The organism is Enterococcus canis NBRC 100695 (assembly GCF_001544375.1).
GTDB classification, from domain to species: Bacteria; Bacillota; Bacilli; order Lactobacillales; family Enterococcaceae; genus Enterococcus_H; species Enterococcus_H canis.
This window is the reverse complement of record NZ_BCQJ01000004.1, coordinates 195339-215264: the sequence shown is the minus strand read 5'-3', so window position 1 is coordinate 215264 and position 19926 is coordinate 195339. Positions and strand designations below refer to the sequence as shown.

16 protein-coding genes are annotated in these 19926 nt (G+C 43.6%); 9 read left to right on the top strand and 7 right to left on the bottom strand.

Annotated features, from left to right (window positions below; genetic code table 11):
- Positions 1 to 104 precede the first annotated feature (104 nt).
- Genes ECA01S_RS08015 through ECA01S_RS08005 form a run of 3 tightly spaced genes read left to right on the top strand, consistent with a single transcriptional unit; the run spans position 105 to position 4692 of the window.
- Positions 105 to 1439: a PTS sugar transporter subunit IIC gene (locus tag ECA01S_RS08015; RefSeq protein WP_067393721.1), complete on the top strand. Its 1335-nt coding sequence runs from the start codon at positions 105 to 107 to the stop codon at positions 1437 to 1439.
- On the top strand, positions 1432 to 3726 hold the full coding sequence (locus tag ECA01S_RS08010; RefSeq protein ID WP_071858970.1) for a glycoside hydrolase family 3 C-terminal domain-containing protein: 2295 nt from the start codon (positions 1432 to 1434) through the stop codon (positions 3724 to 3726). The genes ECA01S_RS08015 and ECA01S_RS08010 overlap by 8 nt, the downstream gene beginning before the upstream one ends.
- A gap of 3 nt (positions 3727 to 3729) precedes the next feature.
- Positions 3730 to 4692 (top strand): LacI family DNA-binding transcriptional regulator, encoded by a 963-nt coding sequence (locus ECA01S_RS08005; protein WP_067393714.1) that lies wholly within the window; start codon positions 3730 to 3732, stop codon positions 4690 to 4692.
- 228 nt (positions 4693 to 4920) lie between these two features.
- Here ECA01S_RS08005 and ECA01S_RS08000 read toward each other — a convergent pair whose 3' ends face one another.
- Complete coding sequence (locus tag ECA01S_RS08000; RefSeq protein ID WP_067393710.1) at positions 4921 to 5253, bottom strand: hypothetical protein; 333 nt, start codon at positions 5251 to 5253, stop codon at positions 4921 to 4923.
- 191 nt (positions 5254 to 5444) lie between these two features.
- Here ECA01S_RS08000 and ECA01S_RS07995 point away from each other — a divergent pair, with 191 nt between their 5' ends.
- Both ECA01S_RS07995 and ypfJ read left to right on the top strand, forming a co-directional pair.
- Positions 5445 to 6707, top strand: a complete 1263-nt coding sequence (locus ECA01S_RS07995) for an MFS transporter (RefSeq protein ID WP_067393705.1) — start codon at positions 5445 to 5447, stop codon at positions 6705 to 6707.
- A 115-nt stretch (positions 6708 to 6822) separates the two neighbouring features.
- Complete coding sequence (gene ypfJ / locus ECA01S_RS07990; protein ID WP_067393702.1) at positions 6823 to 7707, top strand: KPN_02809 family neutral zinc metallopeptidase; 885 nt, start codon at positions 6823 to 6825, stop codon at positions 7705 to 7707.
- A 107-nt stretch (positions 7708 to 7814) separates the two neighbouring features.
- On the opposite strand, the gene ECA01S_RS07985 is transcribed toward ypfJ, so the two are convergent.
- The 3 genes from ECA01S_RS07985 to rsxC are packed head-to-tail and all read right to left on the bottom strand — an operon-like array spanning position 7815 to position 10667.
- A complete protein-coding gene (locus tag ECA01S_RS07985; protein WP_067393699.1) occupies positions 7815 to 8369 on the bottom strand; it encodes a hypothetical protein in 555 nt (184 codons plus the stop codon).
- Between the two features lie 11 nt (positions 8370 to 8380).
- On the bottom strand, positions 8381 to 9373 hold the full coding sequence (locus ECA01S_RS07980; protein ID WP_067393697.1) for an RnfABCDGE type electron transport complex subunit D: 993 nt from the start codon (positions 9371 to 9373) through the stop codon (positions 8381 to 8383).
- Positions 9366 to 10667: an electron transport complex subunit RsxC gene (gene rsxC / locus ECA01S_RS07975; RefSeq protein WP_067393695.1), complete on the bottom strand. Its 1302-nt coding sequence runs from the start codon at positions 10665 to 10667 to the stop codon at positions 9366 to 9368. Before rsxC ends, ECA01S_RS07980 begins: the two co-directional genes overlap by 8 nt.
- Before the next feature lie 178 nt (positions 10668 to 10845).
- On the opposite strand from rsxC, the gene ECA01S_RS07970 reads away from it, so the two are divergent.
- Positions 10846 to 12312 carry an aldehyde dehydrogenase family protein gene (locus ECA01S_RS07970; RefSeq protein WP_067393687.1) on the top strand — a complete coding sequence of 489 codons (1467 nt, stop codon included), beginning with the start codon at positions 10846 to 10848 and terminating at the stop codon, positions 12310 to 12312.
- 71 nt (positions 12313 to 12383) lie between these two features.
- Here the strand turns inward: ECA01S_RS07970 and ECA01S_RS07965 are convergent, their stop codons facing one another.
- The 3 genes from ECA01S_RS07965 to ECA01S_RS07955 all read right to left on the bottom strand — a co-directional run bounded on the left by ECA01S_RS07965 (position 12384) and on the right by ECA01S_RS07955 (position 16350).
- Complete coding sequence (locus tag ECA01S_RS07965) at positions 12384 to 13034, bottom strand: MIP/aquaporin family protein (RefSeq protein WP_067393684.1); 651 nt, start codon at positions 13032 to 13034, stop codon at positions 12384 to 12386.
- Between the two features lie 140 nt (positions 13035 to 13174).
- Positions 13175 to 14341, bottom strand: a complete 1167-nt coding sequence (locus ECA01S_RS07960) for a cation diffusion facilitator family transporter (RefSeq protein ID WP_067393681.1) — start codon at positions 14339 to 14341, stop codon at positions 13175 to 13177.
- A gap of 245 nt (positions 14342 to 14586) precedes the next feature.
- Positions 14587 to 16350, bottom strand: a complete 1764-nt coding sequence (locus ECA01S_RS07955; protein WP_067393678.1) for an FAD/NAD(P)-binding protein — start codon at positions 16348 to 16350, stop codon at positions 14587 to 14589.
- 300 nt (positions 16351 to 16650) lie between these two features.
- Between ECA01S_RS07955 and ECA01S_RS07950 the strand changes: the two genes are divergently transcribed.
- The 3 genes from ECA01S_RS07950 (at position 16651) to ECA01S_RS07940 (ending at position 19920) form a co-directional block, all read left to right on the top strand.
- Positions 16651 to 17763 carry a glycerol dehydrogenase gene (locus tag ECA01S_RS07950; RefSeq protein WP_067393675.1) on the top strand — a complete coding sequence of 371 codons (1113 nt, stop codon included), beginning with the start codon at positions 16651 to 16653 and terminating at the stop codon, positions 17761 to 17763.
- 60 nt (positions 17764 to 17823) lie between these two features.
- Complete coding sequence (locus ECA01S_RS07945; RefSeq protein WP_067393672.1) at positions 17824 to 18387, top strand: glycerol-3-phosphate responsive antiterminator; 564 nt, start codon at positions 17824 to 17826, stop codon at positions 18385 to 18387.
- Positions 18388 to 18483: 96 nt separating this feature from the next.
- Positions 18484 to 19920 (top strand): FGGY-family carbohydrate kinase, encoded by a 1437-nt coding sequence (locus ECA01S_RS07940; protein WP_067393668.1) that lies wholly within the window; start codon positions 18484 to 18486, stop codon positions 19918 to 19920.
- Positions 19921 to 19926: the final 6 nt, after the last annotated feature.

The window sequence follows — 19926 nt, the reverse complement described above, 5'->3', positions numbered from 1 at the left end:
TTTTATGAGAAAAAAATAATCAAAAAAAACCTTGCAAGAAATGTAAACGATTGCTATATTATTTTTGAACCGGTTCAAAAATAATGATTTCAAGGAGAATATACATGAATGTAGTAGACAGACTATCAGAAAAATTATTACCAATCGTCGCTAAAATTAATAATCAACGACACTTGTTGGCAATTCGGGATAGCTTTATTATCACGATGCCACTAGTAATGGCAGCTTCTTTTATGGTCTTATTAAATGCACTGATTTTTTCCAATGCCACTATCCAACGCATTATTGATCTTAGCTCTTTAGCAGAGTTGGCCGTTATCGTGAATAACGGAACTATGAGTATCTTATCAATCGTAGTTTGCTATAACATCGGTGTTAATTTAGCTAATTATTATATCAAGAATAGCATTATCACTGACCCGGCGTTTAACTCTGTTCATGCGGGTATTTTAAGCATTGCAACAATGTTTATCCTAATGCCAGTAAACAGTATCGTAACTTTGGCAAATGGCGAAACCGCAGAAATTGGTGGTGTCTATTTGCAGAGCTTGACCTCTTCTTCTGGTTTAGCAACAGCAATGCTATGCTCTTTGTTGGCGACAGAACTATTCGTTCGCTTAACAAAATTCAAGAAGTTAAAAATTAAAATGCCAGATGGTGTACCGCCAGCTGTTGCTACTTCCTTTAATTCACTAGTACCTGAAGTGCTGGTTATTCTAATTTTTGCTTTATTTGTTTTCGTTTTAAATAAAACGACAGGTCTGAATGTTCCAGATTTAATTAATCTCATTATTCAAACACCACTAAAAGGCTTTGTTCTTTCAGTACCTGGTATCTTATTCTTACAATTTTTCTCCGATTTCTTATGGGTTTTTGGGATGCATGGTTCAAGCATTCTAGCACCAATTCGCCAAGCACCCTTATTACAATCAATTGAAGAAAATATGGCAGCATTTGCTGCGGGACATGATATTCCTAATATCATCACTGATCCTTTTACAAATGCTTTTGGTTTGATTGGTGGCGGCGGCTGTATCTTACCGCTGGTTATTGCGATTTTATGGGTGTCGAAGCGCGCGGAACAACGCCAAGTTGCTAAATTAGGACTTACAACTTGTCTCTTTAATATCACCGAGCCGGTCATGTTTGGTTTACCAGTTGTTATGAATCCTATTTATATGATTCCATGTGCATTGATTCCTTCAATAAATATTATTATTGCGTACTTTGCAACAAGCATTGGTTTAATCAGTAAGACGGTCGCAGCGGCACCGTGGATTACGCCGCCGGTTGTTCAATCGTACATTTCTACTGGTGGTGACTGGCGAGCGGCGCTTCTAACTGTTGGATTAATTATTCTGGATGTATTTTTGTTTATGCCATTTGTCCTGGCAAGTAACAAGGCTGCAGCTATGAGAGGGGAACAACTCGTTGGTTAAGTATCCGTATCAAGATCCAACCCTAACTATTCGGGAGCGAGTGACTGATTTACTAGGTCGCATGAGTCTTCAGGAAAAAGTGGGCCAGGTAAATCAACATCTTTATGGTTGGGAGTGTTATGAAAGTGAACCCAGCCTAGCGCTAACGGACACCTTTAAAGAGCATGTTGCTTGGGGTGGTGGACTGGGAGCGTTGTATGGTCTGTTTCGTGCCGATCCTTGGTCCAAAGTGGACTTTCATAATGGTATAAAAGCAGAGGATTCTTGGAAAGTTGCAAACTTGGTTCAAGAGTATGTGATTCAGCATTCTCGCTGGGGCATCCCGGCATTACTGGTTGAGGAATGTCCTCATGGGCACCAAGGCTTATCCGGTATTTCCTATCCTACTAACTTGGGGCGTGGGAATTCATTTAATACAGAATTGATGACAGAGACCTCTCGCTTGATGGCTCGGGAGTTAGCAGCGAAAGGCGTTCATTTAGCCTTAGTCTCAACCTTAGATTTAATGAAGGATCCGCGCTGGGGAAGATCGGAAGAATGTTTTGGCGAAGATCCCATTTTAGCTGCTCGCTTTAGTGAAGCAGTGGTGGCCGGCTTCCAAGGAGAAATGATCTCTGAAAAAGTTTCTTTTCTAGATCAAACAGTTGCGGAGATTAAGCGGAAGCCAGGAAATATTGGCGTAGTCTTGAAGCATTGTATCGCCCAAGGGGAAGCCTTGGGCGGGCATAATTCAGGAACTGTGACGATTGGTTCACGAGAATTTAGCGATGTTTATTTTCCTTTGTTAAAGAGTACGCATAATGCTGCTGGTGTTATGGCGGCATATAATGATTTGGATGGTGTGCCTTGTCATATCAACGAAACTCTTTTTGAGCAATTGCTACGAGAAGAATATCATTATCAAGGGATCGTAATGGCAGATGGCATCGCTTTAGATCGTTTGAACGATGTCTTCGATTCGCAATTGGAAGCTGCTAGTGCGGCGTTAAGTGCTGGTGTCGATTTAAGCTTATGGGATGAAACGTATACCAAAATCGCTGAGGCAGTAACTGCCGGTCTAATTTCAGAAGAAGTACTCGATCGCGCCGCTGGCCGAGTGTTATCTTTGAAATTTATGTTAGGGCTATTTGAGCAACCATTTGTGGCAGACCCCAATGCGACGTTTGGTAATCTTTTAGAAGAGTCGCAAGCTGCTAATTTGCGTATAGCAGAAGAAAGTATCACCTTGCTGAAAAACGAGGGTATCTTACCGCTTGCAGCAACGACTAAGCAAAAAATTGCAGTAATTGGACCGAACGCAGATGAGCTGTACAATCTTCTGGGAGACTATACCGCACCTCAATCTGAAGCTGCTCAGCAAGCAACGATTTTTCGAGAACTAAAGCAGTCATTCTCACAAGCGGAGGTTGTCTACGCTAAGGGCTGCGAAGTTCGGCGTGAAATAGAGCAGGAACCATTGTTAGCAGAAGCGGAGGCTGTAGCATCACAAGCAGATGTCATCGTATTAGTTTTAGGCGGTTCCAGTGCCCGCAACTTTGATATGGCTTTTCTACGAAATGGTGCTGTCTCGTCAAAAGGCATCAATATGGATTCAGGCGAGAATGTCGACGTTGCTTCATTAGCATTAGGCGGATGCCAAATTGAATTGTTGCAAAGAATAGCGCAATTAAATAAACCAATTATTAGTATTCTCGTGCAGGGGCGTCCCTATGAATTGACAGAAGTAGTGAACTACTCAACTGCCGTTTTAACTGCCTGGTTTCCAGGGCAACAAGGAGCCCAAGCTATTGCACGGCTTTTGACGGGGGCTGCCAATCCTAGTGGTAAGTTGAGCATTTCGTATCCGCAATCCAGCGGTCAGTTACCTGTATACTACTATCAACGGGCTGCAGCTAAGCAGGATGATTATTACGATTTACCAGGAAAACCACTTTATCCATTTGGCTTTGGATTGAGCTATACGGAGTTCTCTTATCACAGTCTTGTAGCCAGTTCCGCTATTGACAAAGTAACGGTTTCCGTTAAAGTGGAGAATAAGGGAGATCGTATAGGCAAGGAAACTGTCCTGCTATTTGTGAAACTGCACGGTGGTCGTGTGATTCAACGGACCAAACTATTAAGAGCTTTTCGAAAAATTGTGTTGCAGCCACAAGAGGAACAGCTAGTTCAGTTTGATTTATCCGAAGCTGATTTTACTTATACCGATCTTGACAATCAATTGAAAACTGCTGAAGCGGTAACCATCTTTGTGGGCGATCAGCAGCTGAAGGTAACTAGGAGAGGATAAGATTTGGCTTCTATTAGAGAGGTAGCAGAACTGGCAGGTGTTTCTGTGGGAAGTGTGTCACGTTATTTGAATGGGCAACAGCTGAAGTCTGCCAATATGGTGAAGATTGCTGAGGCAATCAAAGCACTAGACTATAAAGAGAACATTATTGCCAAAGGGCTGAAAAATAATCGTAGTTTTTCGGTGGGGTTGTTGATGAACAGCATTTCTAGTCGTTTTGGTGCGGAAGTTGTATCTAGTATTGAAGAAATCATGGAGCAGCAAGGATACAGCTTGCTACTTAGTGGTTTTAAGAACGATGCAACTTTGATTGATAAAAAGATTGATTATCTATTAAAACATGCAGTGGATGGCTTGATTGCTTTCGTGGCAGATGATGAATGGCAAGGAATGGAACGTTTATCAGAGCTGGGAATCCCAGTGGTTGCAATCAACAGTCCCCAGCAATTAATTGGTGTAGATCTTGTTTCTTCTAATGATCGTGAAAGTGTTGCGACCGTGATGCGACATATTTTAGCCGAGGGACATAAAAAAATTGGCATCATTGCAGCAGCACAAACTGATTATGTAGCGCGGGAACGACTGCAGGGAATTTATGAAGTAGCAGATGGTCAGGCTGACATTTTAATTGAACTTGGTGATTATTCACGCCAAAGCGGTTATGATTGTACGGAAAAACTACTTGCTGCAGGGATCACAGCTCTTTTTGTCAGTAACTATAATATGTCTATTGGTGCTTTAGCTTGTTTAAACCAACATCAAATCAAGGTGGGCCATGATTTTCTATTTAGTCATTTTGATTATGAAGATCATGATGCCTTGGTATTACCAGCACAAGTCGTGATTCAGCAACCTACTCGAAAAATTGGGCAAGTTTGCGCAGAGTTGCTATTAAAACGGATGAAAGATCCATCCTCTAAGGCAGGCCAAGCGATTCAATTGAATAATCAAATTAGTGGTTTATGATAGTAAACAGACTTTACATATTGGTAAGGTCTGTTTTTTTGTAAAGAGGTTCTGCTGTTAGAGACTTCAACTTGGCGATAATTATGATTTTATAAGAAAGCATAACGAAATTTATAAAAAAGATAGTTACTATGAAAGAACTACAAAAAAATCGAGAAACAGTAACTCCCCTTAAAGATTACCTTCTAAAGTTAATCTTTAAGGGGAGCATAATATTTTGGAGCTGGTTTAATGCTGATCCACAATCTTTTGAACATCGTCATGCAGTTTTTGGAGCAGCTTGGCGGCGTTAGTTTGGAAGTCTGCGCTGAAGGTAGTAGTGGTTGGGGTGATTTCTCCGATTGGTTGTCCGATGACATCGAGGACTTGGATCTGGCGGTCTGGCTCGAGCCATTTGGCTTTCCAGTAGGCCCCTTCCAGCGCGCCATTTAGCATGTCTTGAGTATTATCCAAAATGGCTTGTTGAATCACCTCATTAAGGCTGGTAGCCTGTCCTTGTTGGGTAAACCAGTTGAACTTTTCAGTAGCTTCCTGCATATTAGTTGGGACTATTTCATACATAAGAATTCCTCCTCGTATCAGTTATACCGCGAATTAGGCGAAAATACGACTGATATGTTCTTCTAAAAATGATAAAAATAACGAAATAGCAGTGGGTTTGATATTTTAGATGCGTCCTTTAACTAAAGACGAGTATCAAGATTGTCTTCTTTAGCTATTTCTTATAAAATAACAGTATAGTGAGGAGTGAAATGATGTCGGAAGAATTTCAGTTACCGCATTGGCGGCGTAACATTTATTTATTTTTAAGTGGACAATTCTTATCGGGGATTACCAGTATGATTGTGCAATATTCCATTATTTGGTATTTGACGAATGAAACAGGTTCAGCTACGATTTTGAGTTTTGCTACTTTGTTAGGGATGATTCCCATGGTTCTTTTGAGTCCGTTTGTCGGTCCTTTTGTAGATCGTTGGAATAAAAAAGCCTTATTGATTATCACGGACATAATAGTAGCAATTTTTGCCATCATTTTATCTGTTGTCGGCTTACTTTCTGCCGAGTTTCCATTATGGCTGGTTTTTGTTTCGTTATTGATGCGCTCGATTGCCCAGACTTTTCAAATGCCTACGATTCAATCCATCTTGCCTACCATGGTACCTGAAGCGGAGCTAACGAAGATCAACGGGCAGTTAGGTATGGTTCAGTCGGCTAATTTTATTATTGCGCCGGCGTTAGGGGCCTTTCTATTTTCGGTGGTACCCATTGCTTATCTCATTTTATTAGATGTTTTGGGGGCGATTTTCGGGGTTAGCTTGTTACTGTTTGTGACGATTCCCAAGATTGTTTCAGAAGGGGAGGCAGTCCATGTGTTGGCCGACTCCAAGCTAGGCTTACAAAAGTTGATAGCTAACAAGGGCTTATGGCGAATTACGTTGATTGGGGCAGCCTTTACCTTGATATTTATGCCGGCAGCTAGCTTGTACCCCCTAATGACGATGGACTATTTTAATGGAACTGTCGGACAGGCTGGTTTGATTGAGGTGGTTTACTCCATTGGTATGCTAGCCGGTGGTGCCTTTATTGGTGTTTTTGGAAACTGGCGCGATCGCATGAAGCCAGTTCTTTTAGCCTATGTAGTGATTGGCGTGACGATTGCTGCTAGTGGTTTATTGCCTGGCACCGCACAAGGGTTCATCTGGTTCGCCTGTTTGAATGCTGGTGCGGGTTTCGCAACACCGTTCTTTAATACCTTACTGATGGCGATGATTCAACAAAGCTATGAGCCAAAATATTTAGGCCGGGTCCTAGGAGTGTTGAATGCATTAATGAGCGTTACAGGTCCCGTTGGCTTGATATTTGCGGGGCCATTAGCTGATGCAATTGGCGTAGAGAAAATGTTTGTGATAGCCGGTGTAGGGACGCTGTTGTGCGGGGTGGCTACTTTCTTGATACCAGCAGCGCGAGACTATGACAAAGGCTTACAGCAGCGACTGGCCGCAAAACAAGACTGATAGAGAAGAGTGGTGTTTTTTAACACTGCTCTTTTTGTTGTTAGGGGCTTGTTTCAGACAAGCGCTCTGGAATTTTGTAAAATGAAGGTAAGGAGTAAATAAAAGGAGGGGTCCTATGCGATGGCAAGGCGGGCGTAAAAGCTCAAATGTGGAAGACCGAACTACTGGTACTGGCGCTAAGGTAGCTGGTGGGGGTATCGGCGTAATTGTGATAGTGGTCCTCGCATTTCTATTTTCCGGCGGGGATCTGAATAGTGTGGTGGATGTTCTAAATCAATCTGGGGGTATTCAACCGGCTAGTTATGAGACTGAAAATGTCGGGACGCAAGAGTACACGGAACAAAAAGAGTTTGCCGCGGTTGTCTTTGGTTATTTGGAAGATTATTGGCAGCAGGAATTCACCGCAATGAATCAAACGTATACTGATCCTAAATTAGTGCTTTTTTCAGGAAGTGTCCGTTCGGCCTGTGGTCAAGCCAGCGCCCAAGTTGGGCCCTTTTATTGTCCAGCGGATGAAAGTGTCTACTTAGACCTTAGCTTTGGCGAGGAGTTGGCGCAACGATACGGGGCAACTGGGGACTTTGCCATGGCGTATGTATTGGCTCATGAGGTGGGCCATCATGTGCAAAATGAACTTGGTGTTTCTCGACAGGTGGATCAGTTACGGCAACAATTATCGGAGAAGGAATATAACCAGTATAGCGTGCGTTTAGAGCTACAAGCAGACTATTTAGCTGGTTGTTTTGCGAAATACCTAGAAGGTGAAACCTATCAAGGTCAGCCAATTTTAGAGGTAGGTGACATCGAAGAGGCGATTACCGCCGCCAACGCTATCGGCGATGATACCTTACAGAAGGAGTACCAAGGCTATGTAGTGCCGGATAGTTTCACTCATGGAACGTCACAGCAGCGGGTCGCTTGGTTCAAACGTGGGGTAGAGTACGGGGATTTGGCCCATGGAAATACCTTCCAAGATACAGCTGTTCGTTATGACTACTAAAATATTGGCTAGCCGGTTACCGGTAACTTTTTAATTAGCAAAACGCCTAGAGTTTTCCTTATATTGGAAAACCTTAGGCGTTTTTGAGTATTGTATCGGTTTAAATTCTAAAAAAGTTGGCCATAAAAGACGCCTTGGAAAAAGGAAAGGCTCAGCCAAATCAGAAAAAGTGCAAGTAGCCGCAAAGGTATTCCTTGAAGAAGTGCGGGGATCGGCGCATCTTGCGTACGTTCTTCGATGCCGGTCAAAAAAACACTACAAAAGAATAGGAACAGGCTGACGGCTGCAACTTGGATGAAGTAACTGGTAGTGCCAAAAGTGTGGGGTAGTGTTAAATCCAAGAGCACCGTCAAAGGTAGCAGAAAGCGGATTTCGCTTAGGGAACGTTTAAATAGGAAACATAGTAGACCACTGATCAAGCAGCTGCCTAATAGGAATAGCAGAAACAACATGACAGAGGCATTTCCTGGCAATGTTAATTTTTGCAGAAAGAAGAACAAGCTGCTACTAAGAACTACGCTAAGGCCAGCGACGACAGCACCCCATAGTGAACGGTTGAAAGGTGTGGGTTCAGGGTGCTTCAGATTTGCTGGCTGCTGATAGTAATGGGTCACTAGCCATAGACTACCAAAAAAACAGCACATAATACTTGTGATATGCATAAGATTCCCTCCTAATGGTCCAATTTCACGCCGAGAGTCTTAGAGCCTGGTTCCCCCAAAACGCGTCTGCGAATCAAGCGGTCGATTAAAGGAGTGGCACAATTCATCGTGAGGATAGCATAGCTGACACCTTCATAGGTCGCACCCCAAAAACGGAAGAGTAAAATAATCAGGCCAATTCCCAAAGCATAAAGATATTCTCCTAAAACCGTTGCCGGACTAGAGGCGTAATCGGTTGCCATGTAGATGCTGCCTAGAATCAGGCCACCACCTGTTAGGTGTCCTAAAACGGTTTGCCAGCTAGCTAATCCTTCGCCGGAAAATAGCCAGACACCGAGACCAACTGTTACAAAAATAGTTGCGGGAATCCGAATGTGGATGATGCCTTGCCAAAGTAGTAAGCCGCCACCTAGCAAAAGGAGTAAACTAGAGGTTTCGCCGATTCGACCGCCAATATCCCCAATAAAGGAAGACCACAAAAAGGAACCTGACAAGAGCTCGCCGTTGCGCAACAGCTCTAAGGGGGTGGCTTGCGTGACGACCTCAGGCGGAATCCGGTCAAAAGGTGGCGCTGACCAGCTGATTTTGAACATTTCCGAGAAGAAAAGTCCCACTAATAAAGCACGTCCACCTAGGGCGGGGTTTAAAAAATTATAGCCGAGGCCACCGAAAAATTCTTTGACTACGATAATGGCAAAAAAAGTCCCAATAACAGGAAAATACCAAGGAGCTGATGGTGGCAAGTTCATGGTTAACAAAAGTGCGGTTACCACAGCGCTCAAATCATGGGTCGCCGTTTTATTCGTGAATTTGAACCACAGGGCTTCAGCAACTAAGGCAGTTACAGTTGCCAGCAGATATAATAGCCAGACGCGTGGTCCGAAAAAATAGCCAGACGCTAGAATAGCGGGTAAAAGTGCTAACACCACCCAGCCCATGATTTTACGCGTAGTCCAGTCGCCACGCAGATGGGGCGAAGGTCCCGTTAAAAGACGTTCAGTCATTGGCAAGCTCCTCCTTTATTGTGGCGACTTTATTGCCAGCTGCTACGATATTAGCGGCAAGATTACGACGGGCGGGGCAAACGTAGGTACAACAGCCACAGTTGATACACTCCTCGGCTAGTAATTGTGCCACGCGAGCATAATTGCCGCTACGGTAGGCTAAGTCGATATGATGAGGCTCCAAGCGAATTGGACAGACCGTTACACAACGATTACAGCGGATACACGGAGATTCTTCTGTTTTTCCGTCGTGAGCATGATTCAAAACCACCAGTCCATTACTCCCCTTGGTTAAGGGAACCTCTAGATTTGGTAAGGTTTTTCCCATCATGGGTCCGCCATTTAAGATGCGGGAGGGAGCGCCGTTAAAGCCACCACAAAAGTCAATCAACTGTTCAGCGGTGGTGCCTAAGGGGAATTCCACAATTTTAGGCGTCATCACGTCACCGGTAACAGTTACATACCGCCTGGTTAGCGGACGCCGCTCATCCACTGCATCGGCAACTGCTTTTGAGGTGGCCACGTTGGTAGAAAAAGCCCCTGTAGCAATGGTCCGATCGTGCATCGGTGACTCAACCCCTAGCAAGGATTCTAAAATTTCCTTTTCGCCTCCTTGCGGATAGATAGTAGGCAAGGTAACGACTTCAATATCTGGAAAAGGGGCGGCTGCCTGAGCCATGGCGGCGATCGCCTGCGGCTTGTCGGCTTCGATTCCTACTAGAATTCGCTTCGCTCCCAATAGTTCCTGCATGATTCTGCCGCCGCGTATGATTTTCTCGCTTTCACGAATCATTAACAGATTGTCCGACAGGAGGAAGGGCTCACATTCGGCACCATTCAAGACAACGGTATGTACAGTAATCTCAGGGTCTGGATCTAATTTTACATGGGTAGGAAAGGTGGCACCGCCCATCCCTACGATACCAGCATGGCGGACAGTTTCTAATGGGGACATTTCTGATAGGCGCACCTCCTCGGCTGGTCCACGTTGTATCCGGATAGCCAATTGCTGTTCGCCAAGTCCAGGGACCTCTTTAATAGCTGTCACAATACCGCTGATGGAGGCGTGAACGTAGCCGCTGACTGCAGCTGAATTGCGAGCAATCAATTGTCCTTCTGCTACTTGGTCACCAACCGCCACTAATACTTCATTAGGGGCACCAATATGTTGGCTAACGGGAATCACAACATAATCCGGTTCAATCCTAGTCAATTCTAGTGGTGCTTTAAATAGCTTTTTTAATTCTTCAGTACTAGGGGCTAATTGGATGCCACCGGAAAATTTCTTTTTCATAGAAAGTCAGCTCCTTTCTGTGCTATAACAATTCCTATTTTAATGGTAACAGAAAAAACAGACAGGATAAAGAAATAACACAAGAGCTAGCCTCGGAATGAAAGCGATATCTTATTGTTTGTCCTCTAAATTATTTTCTTGCTATACTAAAAGTAATTACGATAAAGGAGATGAGTGGATGCAAGTGGATAAAGGAAAATGGTTAGATGAGGCCTATCAATTGTTGATTGATGGTAAATGGACAGAAGGTAGTGAAGGAAAAAGACTGACAACCAAAAATCCTAGTACAGGAGAAGCTTTAGCAACTTTTATCAGTGCAACAGAAGCAGATGTGGACCGGGCAGTTGAAGCAGCGCAGAACGCCTTTCCTGACTGGAGTAAGACCAGTGTGGAAGAGCGCAGTAGCATACTGCTCATGATTGCAGATCAATTGGAAGAAAATGCAGAACGCCTTGCTATGGTTGAAACTTTGGATAACGGCAAACCAATCCGTGAAACTAAAAACGGTGATATCCCGCTCGCCATTGACCATTTTCGCTACTTTGCCGCACTTGTTCGCTCTGAAGAAGGAACCATCAAAGAACTGAACGAAGAAACCTTGACAATGGTCTTAAAAGAACCAATTGGAGTGGTAGGGCAAATAGTTCCTTGGAATTTCCCATTGCTGATGGCGGCCTGGAAAATTGCACCAGCCTTGGCTGCTGGGGATACGATCGTGATCCACCCATCTTCCTCAACGCCACTTAGTCTTTTGGAAGCAGCTAAAATCATGAATGATCTTTTACCTAAAGGGGTACTTAATATCATTACCGGGAAAGGATCTGAGTCAGGAAATTATATGCTGACTCATCCAGGCTTTGCAAAACTAGCTTTTACGGGGTCAACAGAAGTTGGCTATAAAGTGGCAGAAGGTGCGGCGAAAAATCTAATCCCGGCTACTTTAGAATTAGGCGGTAAGTCTGCGCATATCATTTTTGATGATGCTGATTTTGACCGGGCCTTAGCTTTCGCCAAGAGTGGGATTTTGACTAATCAAGGGCAAGTTTGCTCGGCTGGAAGTCGTCTGTTAGTTCATGAGGCCATCTATGACCGTTTTACGGAGGCTCTAGCGAAAGAATTCCAACAAGTGAAGGTAGGATTGCCATGGGAAGAGGCAACTGAGATGGGGGCTCAAATCAATGAAGGACAGATGGACACAATTTTGGAATATATCAAGATTGGCCAAGAGGAAGGTGCTGAAATTTTAACAGGTGGTGCACGTTGTGAAGGCGAACTGGCAAAAGGTTCCTTTATGCAGCCAACAATCTTAACGAATGTGACCAATGATATGCAGGTTGCTCAGGAAGAAATTTTTGGTCCTGTATTGGTGGTTATCAAATTTACAGATGAAGCGGAAGCCATTCAAATTGCTAATGATTCCGACTACGGTTTAGCAGGTGGCGTCTTTACTGAAAATATCGACCGAGCTTTCCGGGTTGCTCGTGCTGTTCGTACAGGGACAATGTGGATTAATACCTATGGTGAACTGCCAGCTGGGACGCCTTTTGGTGGGTATAAAAAATCTGGGATCGGTCGAGAAACCTATAAGACAATTTTAGACGCTTATACACAGGATAAAAATATTTATATGCATATTAATAAATAAAAAAAACTTCGGCAACACATTCCATTCCAAGTTAATCTTTGGAAGTGTTAGCCGAAGCTTTTTTCTGATAGTTATTCTTCACTGCCCATCCATTGGCCTAAGAAAGCAGCGATGGCACTACCAACAAAAGGTGCCAACAAGTAGACCCAGTAGTGGCTCAAAGCAGAACCGCCGGCAAATAGAGCTGGTCCTAAGCTACGAGCAGGATTTAGGGAACCGCCGGTCAAATTCAACGCAACAATAATCAAGAAGGCTAGCGTGATCCCGATTGTTAGGGGCGCCATCGTACTGTTGCCAAATTTTTGGCTAGTAACCATCAAAATAACAAAGACAAACAAGAAGGTAATCAATGTTTCCACTAAAAAGGCAGTACCTGCCGAAATATTAGGGAAATCTGTTTGGCCGTAGCCATCGCTTGGTAATTTCAACGCATGAATAAAAATTGATAAAACACCAGATGCAGCAATGGCGCCTAATGCTTGAGAAAGCATATAGAACAAGCCATCTTTAACGGATAAACGTTTGTTAAAAATCATTGCAAGTGAAACCGCAGGGTTAAAGTTCCCACCAGAAATACCACCTAGGCTATAAGCCATAATAGTGATGGCTAGTCCAAATGCTAAACCGATTGTTAAGGTATCCCCTTGTGCCACAACAACTGTACCTGTACCTAAAAAGACTAACATAAAGGTACCTAAAAACTCTGCCACATATTTTCTCATTACCAACAACTCCTAAATAGAAATAGAATAAGTACAGAGATATCATACGCGCTGTTTTTTTAAAAATAAAACAATTTACCTCAAGCTGCTTCACAAAAGTAAAAGACCGGTACTCTCAGAAACGAGTAGCGGTCTTTTGGTTAGTTCAACAAATAATTATGATCGAAGACAACTTCGACTTGGGTCAAATCAAATTCATCTGCTAAAAAGCGTCGAATCCGGTCTAATAATTCTTGGTCTGTGAAACGACAATTTTTAGGCACGACCACATCAAAGGTCAAGCGTTCGCCTTCCGCTTCTCGGAAGAGGCGCAGGTCATGAAGACTGAGACCGTCATCTAGGTAGCGTAAGAATCGTTTCAATTGCTTGCGGATTAGTTGGCGCCGGTGGTCATGGAGGTCAACAGGATCTAGATGACAAACTAGTTGCACATTCAGTCCTTCTTGAAAATCGCGTTCAATGCGGTCGCTGACGGCATGAGCTTCTTCAAGAGTCAGTTGATCATCTACCTCGATGTGCACGGTAGCAAAGCGTTGTGTCGGGCCATAAGCATGGACCATTAAGTCATGATAACCAATGATTTGGGTGTAACGATCTAATCGATCTTCCATATCCTGGATTTCCTCGTCAGTTGGCCGGGTCCCCAGTAACTCATCAATAAAGCTTTTGATCATTTGGACGCCACTGAATAAAATGTAAAGGGCAATCAAAAGACCAATATAACCATCCACGCGCCAGCCAGTGGCCAATTCAACACCTGCGGAAAGCAAAACCACGATGGTCGTCAAAACATCGTTGCGGCTATCTTGGGCTGTAGCGGCAAGAGTGTTCGATTGAATGGCGGTGCCCATTTTAGTATAGACTGTACTTTGCCATAGTTTGATCAAAATCGATAAGACCAAAATCACGAAAACAATCGGGCTGATTTTGGTACTAACAGGGTCAAGAATTCGCTCAAAGGAGGTTTTCAAAAATTGAAATCCGACAAAGATGATCAAAAGTGCGATGAAGAGACCACTAATATATTCAAATCGTTCATGTCCATAAGGGTGTTCTTTATCAGCTGGCTTACTGCTAACATGAAAGCCCAACAGCGTCATGACCGAAGAGGCTGTATCGGAAAGATTGTTGATGGCATCTGCCATAATTGAGACGCTTTGTGTGATTAGTCCTAAAAACATTTTAGCTATAAAAAGCAATAGATTAGTGCCTAAGCCGATCAAGCCGGCAGAAATGCCAATTTTGGTACGGAAGACTTCTTGTTCAGGATAACGCTGTTGAAGTCGCTGAATCAATGTGCGAATCATAAGAATGCCTCTTTTCAATAGAGTATAATGCCATTATGCAGTTGCTAGGTTCACTTGTCCAAAATTTGGCAAGAAACAGAACTACTTTAGCGAAAAAAGACGACTTTGTCTAGTGAAAGCCAGCATTTCGCTAGTAATATCTAAAATAACTCCTATGGAAACTGGCTAAAATGAGGTTGCTTCTACTTTCACTGTTTATTCGGAAGGAGTCTGGGCCATAACTTAAAAAGTTATGGTCCAGACTCTTAAGCTAAAACTCGTTGGGCAATTCGATCGGTTTCTTGGAAAAATTGTTCATTGACACCAGGTCTAGGACTAAGCGCGGTTAAAAAGTGGTAGCCTTCAGTAGGAATACCCGCTAAAAAAAGCGTAGGTTGCGGCTGACCGTCTGCCGCCAACAAGCGACCATCTGCATCAATCGCCAGCGCACCAGTTGCCGTGTCAGCCAATTGATGTAAACGCGCAAAGCCTCTATTTAAAAGTGCTTGGGTCAGTGGATTTAAGCTTTTATCAGCTTGAATGCCAGGTAAACGCGCTTCTACTAATTTCGTTCCCCGAAAAGTTTCTGGATAAGTAGAGGTGACTACAAAGGCATCGCCATCATGGGTAACTTGCATATCTGGTCCTGTGAACGTGACGACACCAGCTGCTTGTAAAGCCGCTAGTTCGAGTCCTTTGTGACTTGGTGGGCCGATGGATAGAGAGGCGTTGATACCAACGAACTCGCCTAAAAAGCATTGTGAACGCTCTTCCTCAGAGAGTAGCGTTATCATCAAGCGGACCTCATCACGCAAATCTTTTAAGGCATCAAGGGCGCTAGCTAACGGACCGTTCAAATTGCCTTTGCGTGCTTCGCGGGCATCTTGTAGTAAGAAAGTCTGCAGCTGGGCCTGAAAATCTGCTAAATCAGTGGCTTTGACCGGCTCAAGTACGTTGTCCCAAGACCAGGTAGGTAAGGTGAGCTGGTAGGCTTGTTTAAACTGTTCTGGTTGTTGACGAGAGTCTTGATAGTGTTGATAAAAAGCGGTTCGTGAGCCAGCTGCTAGCGGTACTTTTTGACAATGAGCCGTCCAGTAGTAGCAAGCTTCGATTTCGATTTGTAAAAGTTTCCATAACTTAGTATAAGGCACTGGTGCGCTTAAATTTTGCAGCGTCTTTTTTGTGAAAAAGACTGGCTGATAACTTTCGCCATACCGCTTTTGGTTGTCTCCCCGCACGTGGTAGGGCAGTCCGGAACGAGAACTAGCCAGGATGAGGGGGTCTTCACCAGAGGGAAGGTAGTGCAGCTGTCCTGCTTGCCACGCAAATAAACCGCCGCGTCCTTGGGTTAATAGACTGAGATAGTCAAAAAAACTTAGCCCTAGTCCCCGCAAGATGACAATATCTGTTTTTTGAATTGTCTGAAGATCCACCTGGGTGGGCACCTGAGCCGGAAAATAAACGGGTGTCGTTTTATTTAAGGCGAAAAATGCCTGTTCCTCAGCTTTGAACTCATTGGGAGAATGTCCCAATGTTAGGATGGCAGCATCTACAGTCAAAGGCTCGTTACTAGCTAACTCTAGTACGACAGGCTGGGATTGGCGTATATCAGTTACTGTGTCTTTTAGGACATGAAAGGTCACCTGTGGGTAGCGCTGCTGTAATTTTTGGAAAAACCATTCTTGATAAACACCATAGAGTGCTCTGGGAGCTGGTTCATCTGCTGTCAATTGACGAGCGGCTGCCTGTAGCGTCTTGGGCAATGTGTGTGACTCTGTTTCTTGTAACCATTGATATAAGTGAGGACCGTCAATGATAGGGCCGTCTAATTGGCAACTGCTATCAGTAAATAGGGTTACTTGCTGACTGATAGTATTCATAAGAAAATAAGGGGATTGCTCTTTTTGCCAAACGATTCCGCCAATCCCAAAAGGGTCGATCAAGTAAAGTGTCAAAGTTTCATGACGAGCACATAGCCGTTCAGCGACTGATAAGCCACGCGGGCCGGCGCCAATGATTGCAATCTTCATAAGGTCACCTGTCGAGACTCAAGAATGAATCTCGCCTTTCCTATAAAATTAGAAGAACAATTTTGAAGAAAACGTCATCAATGTATTGTAAGCATAGCATAAAAAGTAGACAGAACCTACTAACACAAGCACGAAATATTCAGTGGAAAAACGGAATATTCTAATAGTTATATTATCTATATTTAATGTAAGCGCTATCTATACGTGCTATTCTATTGGTGGTTGACAGAGACGAGAGAAAGGCAACCTCCTAGTTGGAGTTTGCCTTTTTTTGCGTTTTCAAATAAGGAGGGAAACGATTTGGTAAAGATTTTTGTAAGTCCATCAGATTTTGTATTAGGCAGTGACGTACTAAAAACAGGGAAAGACTTTTTAGTAAAATTTGGGAACAAGCCTTTCCTATTGGGCGATCCATTTATTATGGAAAATGTCGGCAAAGACTTTGCGGAGTACCTGACAGATGAAGGCATGAAGGTGACATCGGTATCTTTCACAGGTGAAGCGACGATGGCAGCGATTGACAGTGTGGGCAATCAAGCGAAAGATGCAGATTGTGATTTCTTGATTGGCTTAGGAGGCGGCAAGACGATTGATACTGCTAAATCGGCAGCTAGCAATCTAGGGATTCCGTTAGTAATTATCCCAACATTGGCGTCAACAGATGCCCCGACTTCCCGTTTGGCGGTCATTTATAAAGAAGATGGTAGTTTGGAGAACTATTTAGGCTTCAACGCTAATCCAAACTTAGTCTTAGTAGACTCCAAGGTAATCGCTGGCGCACCAACGCGATTCTTAGCAGCTGGTTTTGGTGATGCGTTATCTACTTGGATAGAAGCCCGCGCTATTAAACGTGCTTTTGGTAAAACAATTCTTTCTGGTCATCAAACCTTAACAGCCTTAGCAATTGCAGAAAAATGTGAGGAAGTTATTTTCGAATACGCTTTTGAAGCATTAGAAGCTAACGCGGCAAATGTTGTAACACCAGCGTTGGAGTATGCGATTGAAGCCAACATTTTAATGAGTGGTCTAGGGTTTGAAAGTGGTGGTACTTGTGCTGTCCATCCAATCCAAAATGCCTTTTTAGTATTGGGACGTGGGAAAAACTTGATGCACGGGGAGCGGGTTGCTTTCGGCATTCTTTGCCAATTAATGATGGAAGGTGCACCGAAAGCAGAATTTGATCGGTACCTTGATTTCTTGATTCGTTTGGGGTTACCGACAACTTTAGAAGACCAAGGCTTAGCTGATATTACCGCTGAAGAGTTAAAAATGGTTGGTGAAACTGCTAATGCTCCATGGGAATCAATTCACCAATTACCAGCTGAAGTCACACCAGAATCGGTTGTCAATGCGATTGTTGCCGTGGATAAATATGCGACAACTTACAAAAAAGAACACGGATTTTTAAACTAAAAGAGATTGACAGCGCTTTCCTTTAAAGGTACAATTTTTAAAAACGATAGGAGCGCTAACATGTCTAGGATCAAAGATTTAATCGAAGCGAATCCTGTGATCCCCGCTATCAACCGTCTTTCTCAACTACCAGAAGTTATTGAGGGAGATAGTGAGGTAGTATTCATCTTAACAGGGGATATCATGAATCTACCTAAAATAGTCGAACGATTAAAAAAAGCCGGCAAGACAGTGTTTGTTAACATCGATCTAATCGATGGTCTTTCTGGAAAGAAAATTGCGATTGAGTATATCAAGAAAGTCACAGCGGCAGATGGTATCATTACTTCAAAAGCGGTCTTGGTGGCGGAAGCAAAACGGGCCGGATTGATGACGGTTCACCGCTACTTTATCTTAGACTCGCGTTCATTGATTGCCTTAAAAGGACAATACCAGATTTCCAAAGCCGATGTGGTGGAAATCATGCCTGGGCTAATGCCTTCTGTTATTAAGCAGATTGCTCAAGCTGGCGCAACACCTGTAATTGCCAGTGGTTTGGTCTGTGATAAGGAAGATATATTAGCGGCTCTTAATAGTGGAGCATTAGGCATCTCCACTACCAATGAGGCATGCTGGTCTATTTAAAACAAAATATAAATTTGATGTGGTTGCTAGAAAATGAAGAGAAAAGCAGGCTCTTATAGGAGTGTGCTTTTTTCTTTGTCTTAAGGAGGAATAGAGATGGGAAAATATATTTTATCAATCGACCAAGGGACACAATCAACAAAAATTAGCATCTTTGATTTTGAAGGCAAGGAATTGATGTCGGCCAAACGACCATTAGCACCAATGGTTACTGCACTCGGCGGTATCGCGGAACAACATGAGGACATTTATGAGAGCGTCGTAAGTACGATGCATGATTTAATGGAAAAATTCGAGGGCGATCCCCAAGAAATCATTGGGATTGGCTTGGGAAGTATTCGTTTTGACCGGGTCTTGATGAAAAAAGACGGTACACTAGCGCAACCTATTCAAACCTGGATGGACGAGCGGATTGGGTCCCCTTATGCGGAAACAAATCCAGAGATTGCTTATATCGCCGCAGATACAGGGTACCTGACAGTCCGCATGACAGGAAATTTTGTCGATACGTTCTCCAACTATGCCGGTGCTTGGCCAATCGACCCAGAAAAATGGGATTGGAGTACTAACCCAGATGTTTTAGGCTACTTCAATATGCCTCGAGAAATGCTTTTAGACTTGAAATTACCAGGAGATACTTTAGGAACACTATTGCCGGAAGAAGCTAAGCGCATGGGCTTACCAGAGGGACTACCAGTTATTGCAACAGCTAACGACAAAGCGGTAGAAGGCTTAGGCGCAGGATTAATCGATGATGAGACGGTGTTAGTTTCATTAGGAACCTATATCTGTGCCATGATTGCCAATAAATACACACCGTTTGATCCTAACTTGCCATACTGGCCTAATCCCGCATCCATTCCACATCGTTTCTTAAACGAAAGTGGCGGTATCCGGCGTGGTATGTGGATGGTGAGCTGGTTTGTTAACGACATCTTAGGCAAACCTTGGCAGGATTTAGCTGAATCAGAAAAAACAATTGTTGAGCAATTATTAAATGAAGAAGCAGCCGCAGTGCCAGCCGGCAGTGATGGTCTAATGACCGTTATGGATTGGCTGCCACATCAAGCAGCGCTTTATCGTAAAGGCTCGATCTTAGGCTTTGACGAACGTCATACCCGCGCCCATGAATACCGTTCTATTTTAGAAGGAATTGCTTATTCAATTAAATTGAATGTGGATGCTATGCTCTCAGCCCAAGGATTGACCCGTAAGCGCCTAGTGGTTTCAGGTGGCGGTTCTAATAGTGATTTGTTTATGCAGATTTTTGCCGATGTCTTTAATATGCCAGCTTGCCGCAATGTTATCAATGGTGCTGCTAGCTTAGGGGCAGCGATCAATGTAGCGGTGGGCTTAGGTATCTATCCAGACTATGAAACAGCTATTGCCAAAATGGTTCGAGTAGCAGATACTTTTGAGCCAATTGCCGAAAATGTTACGGTCTATCAAAAACAAACAGAATTATACGGCACCATTCGGAACTTTACCGATTCATATTATAAATTAGCCAATGGCGAACAAACAGCAGAATAGGAGCGA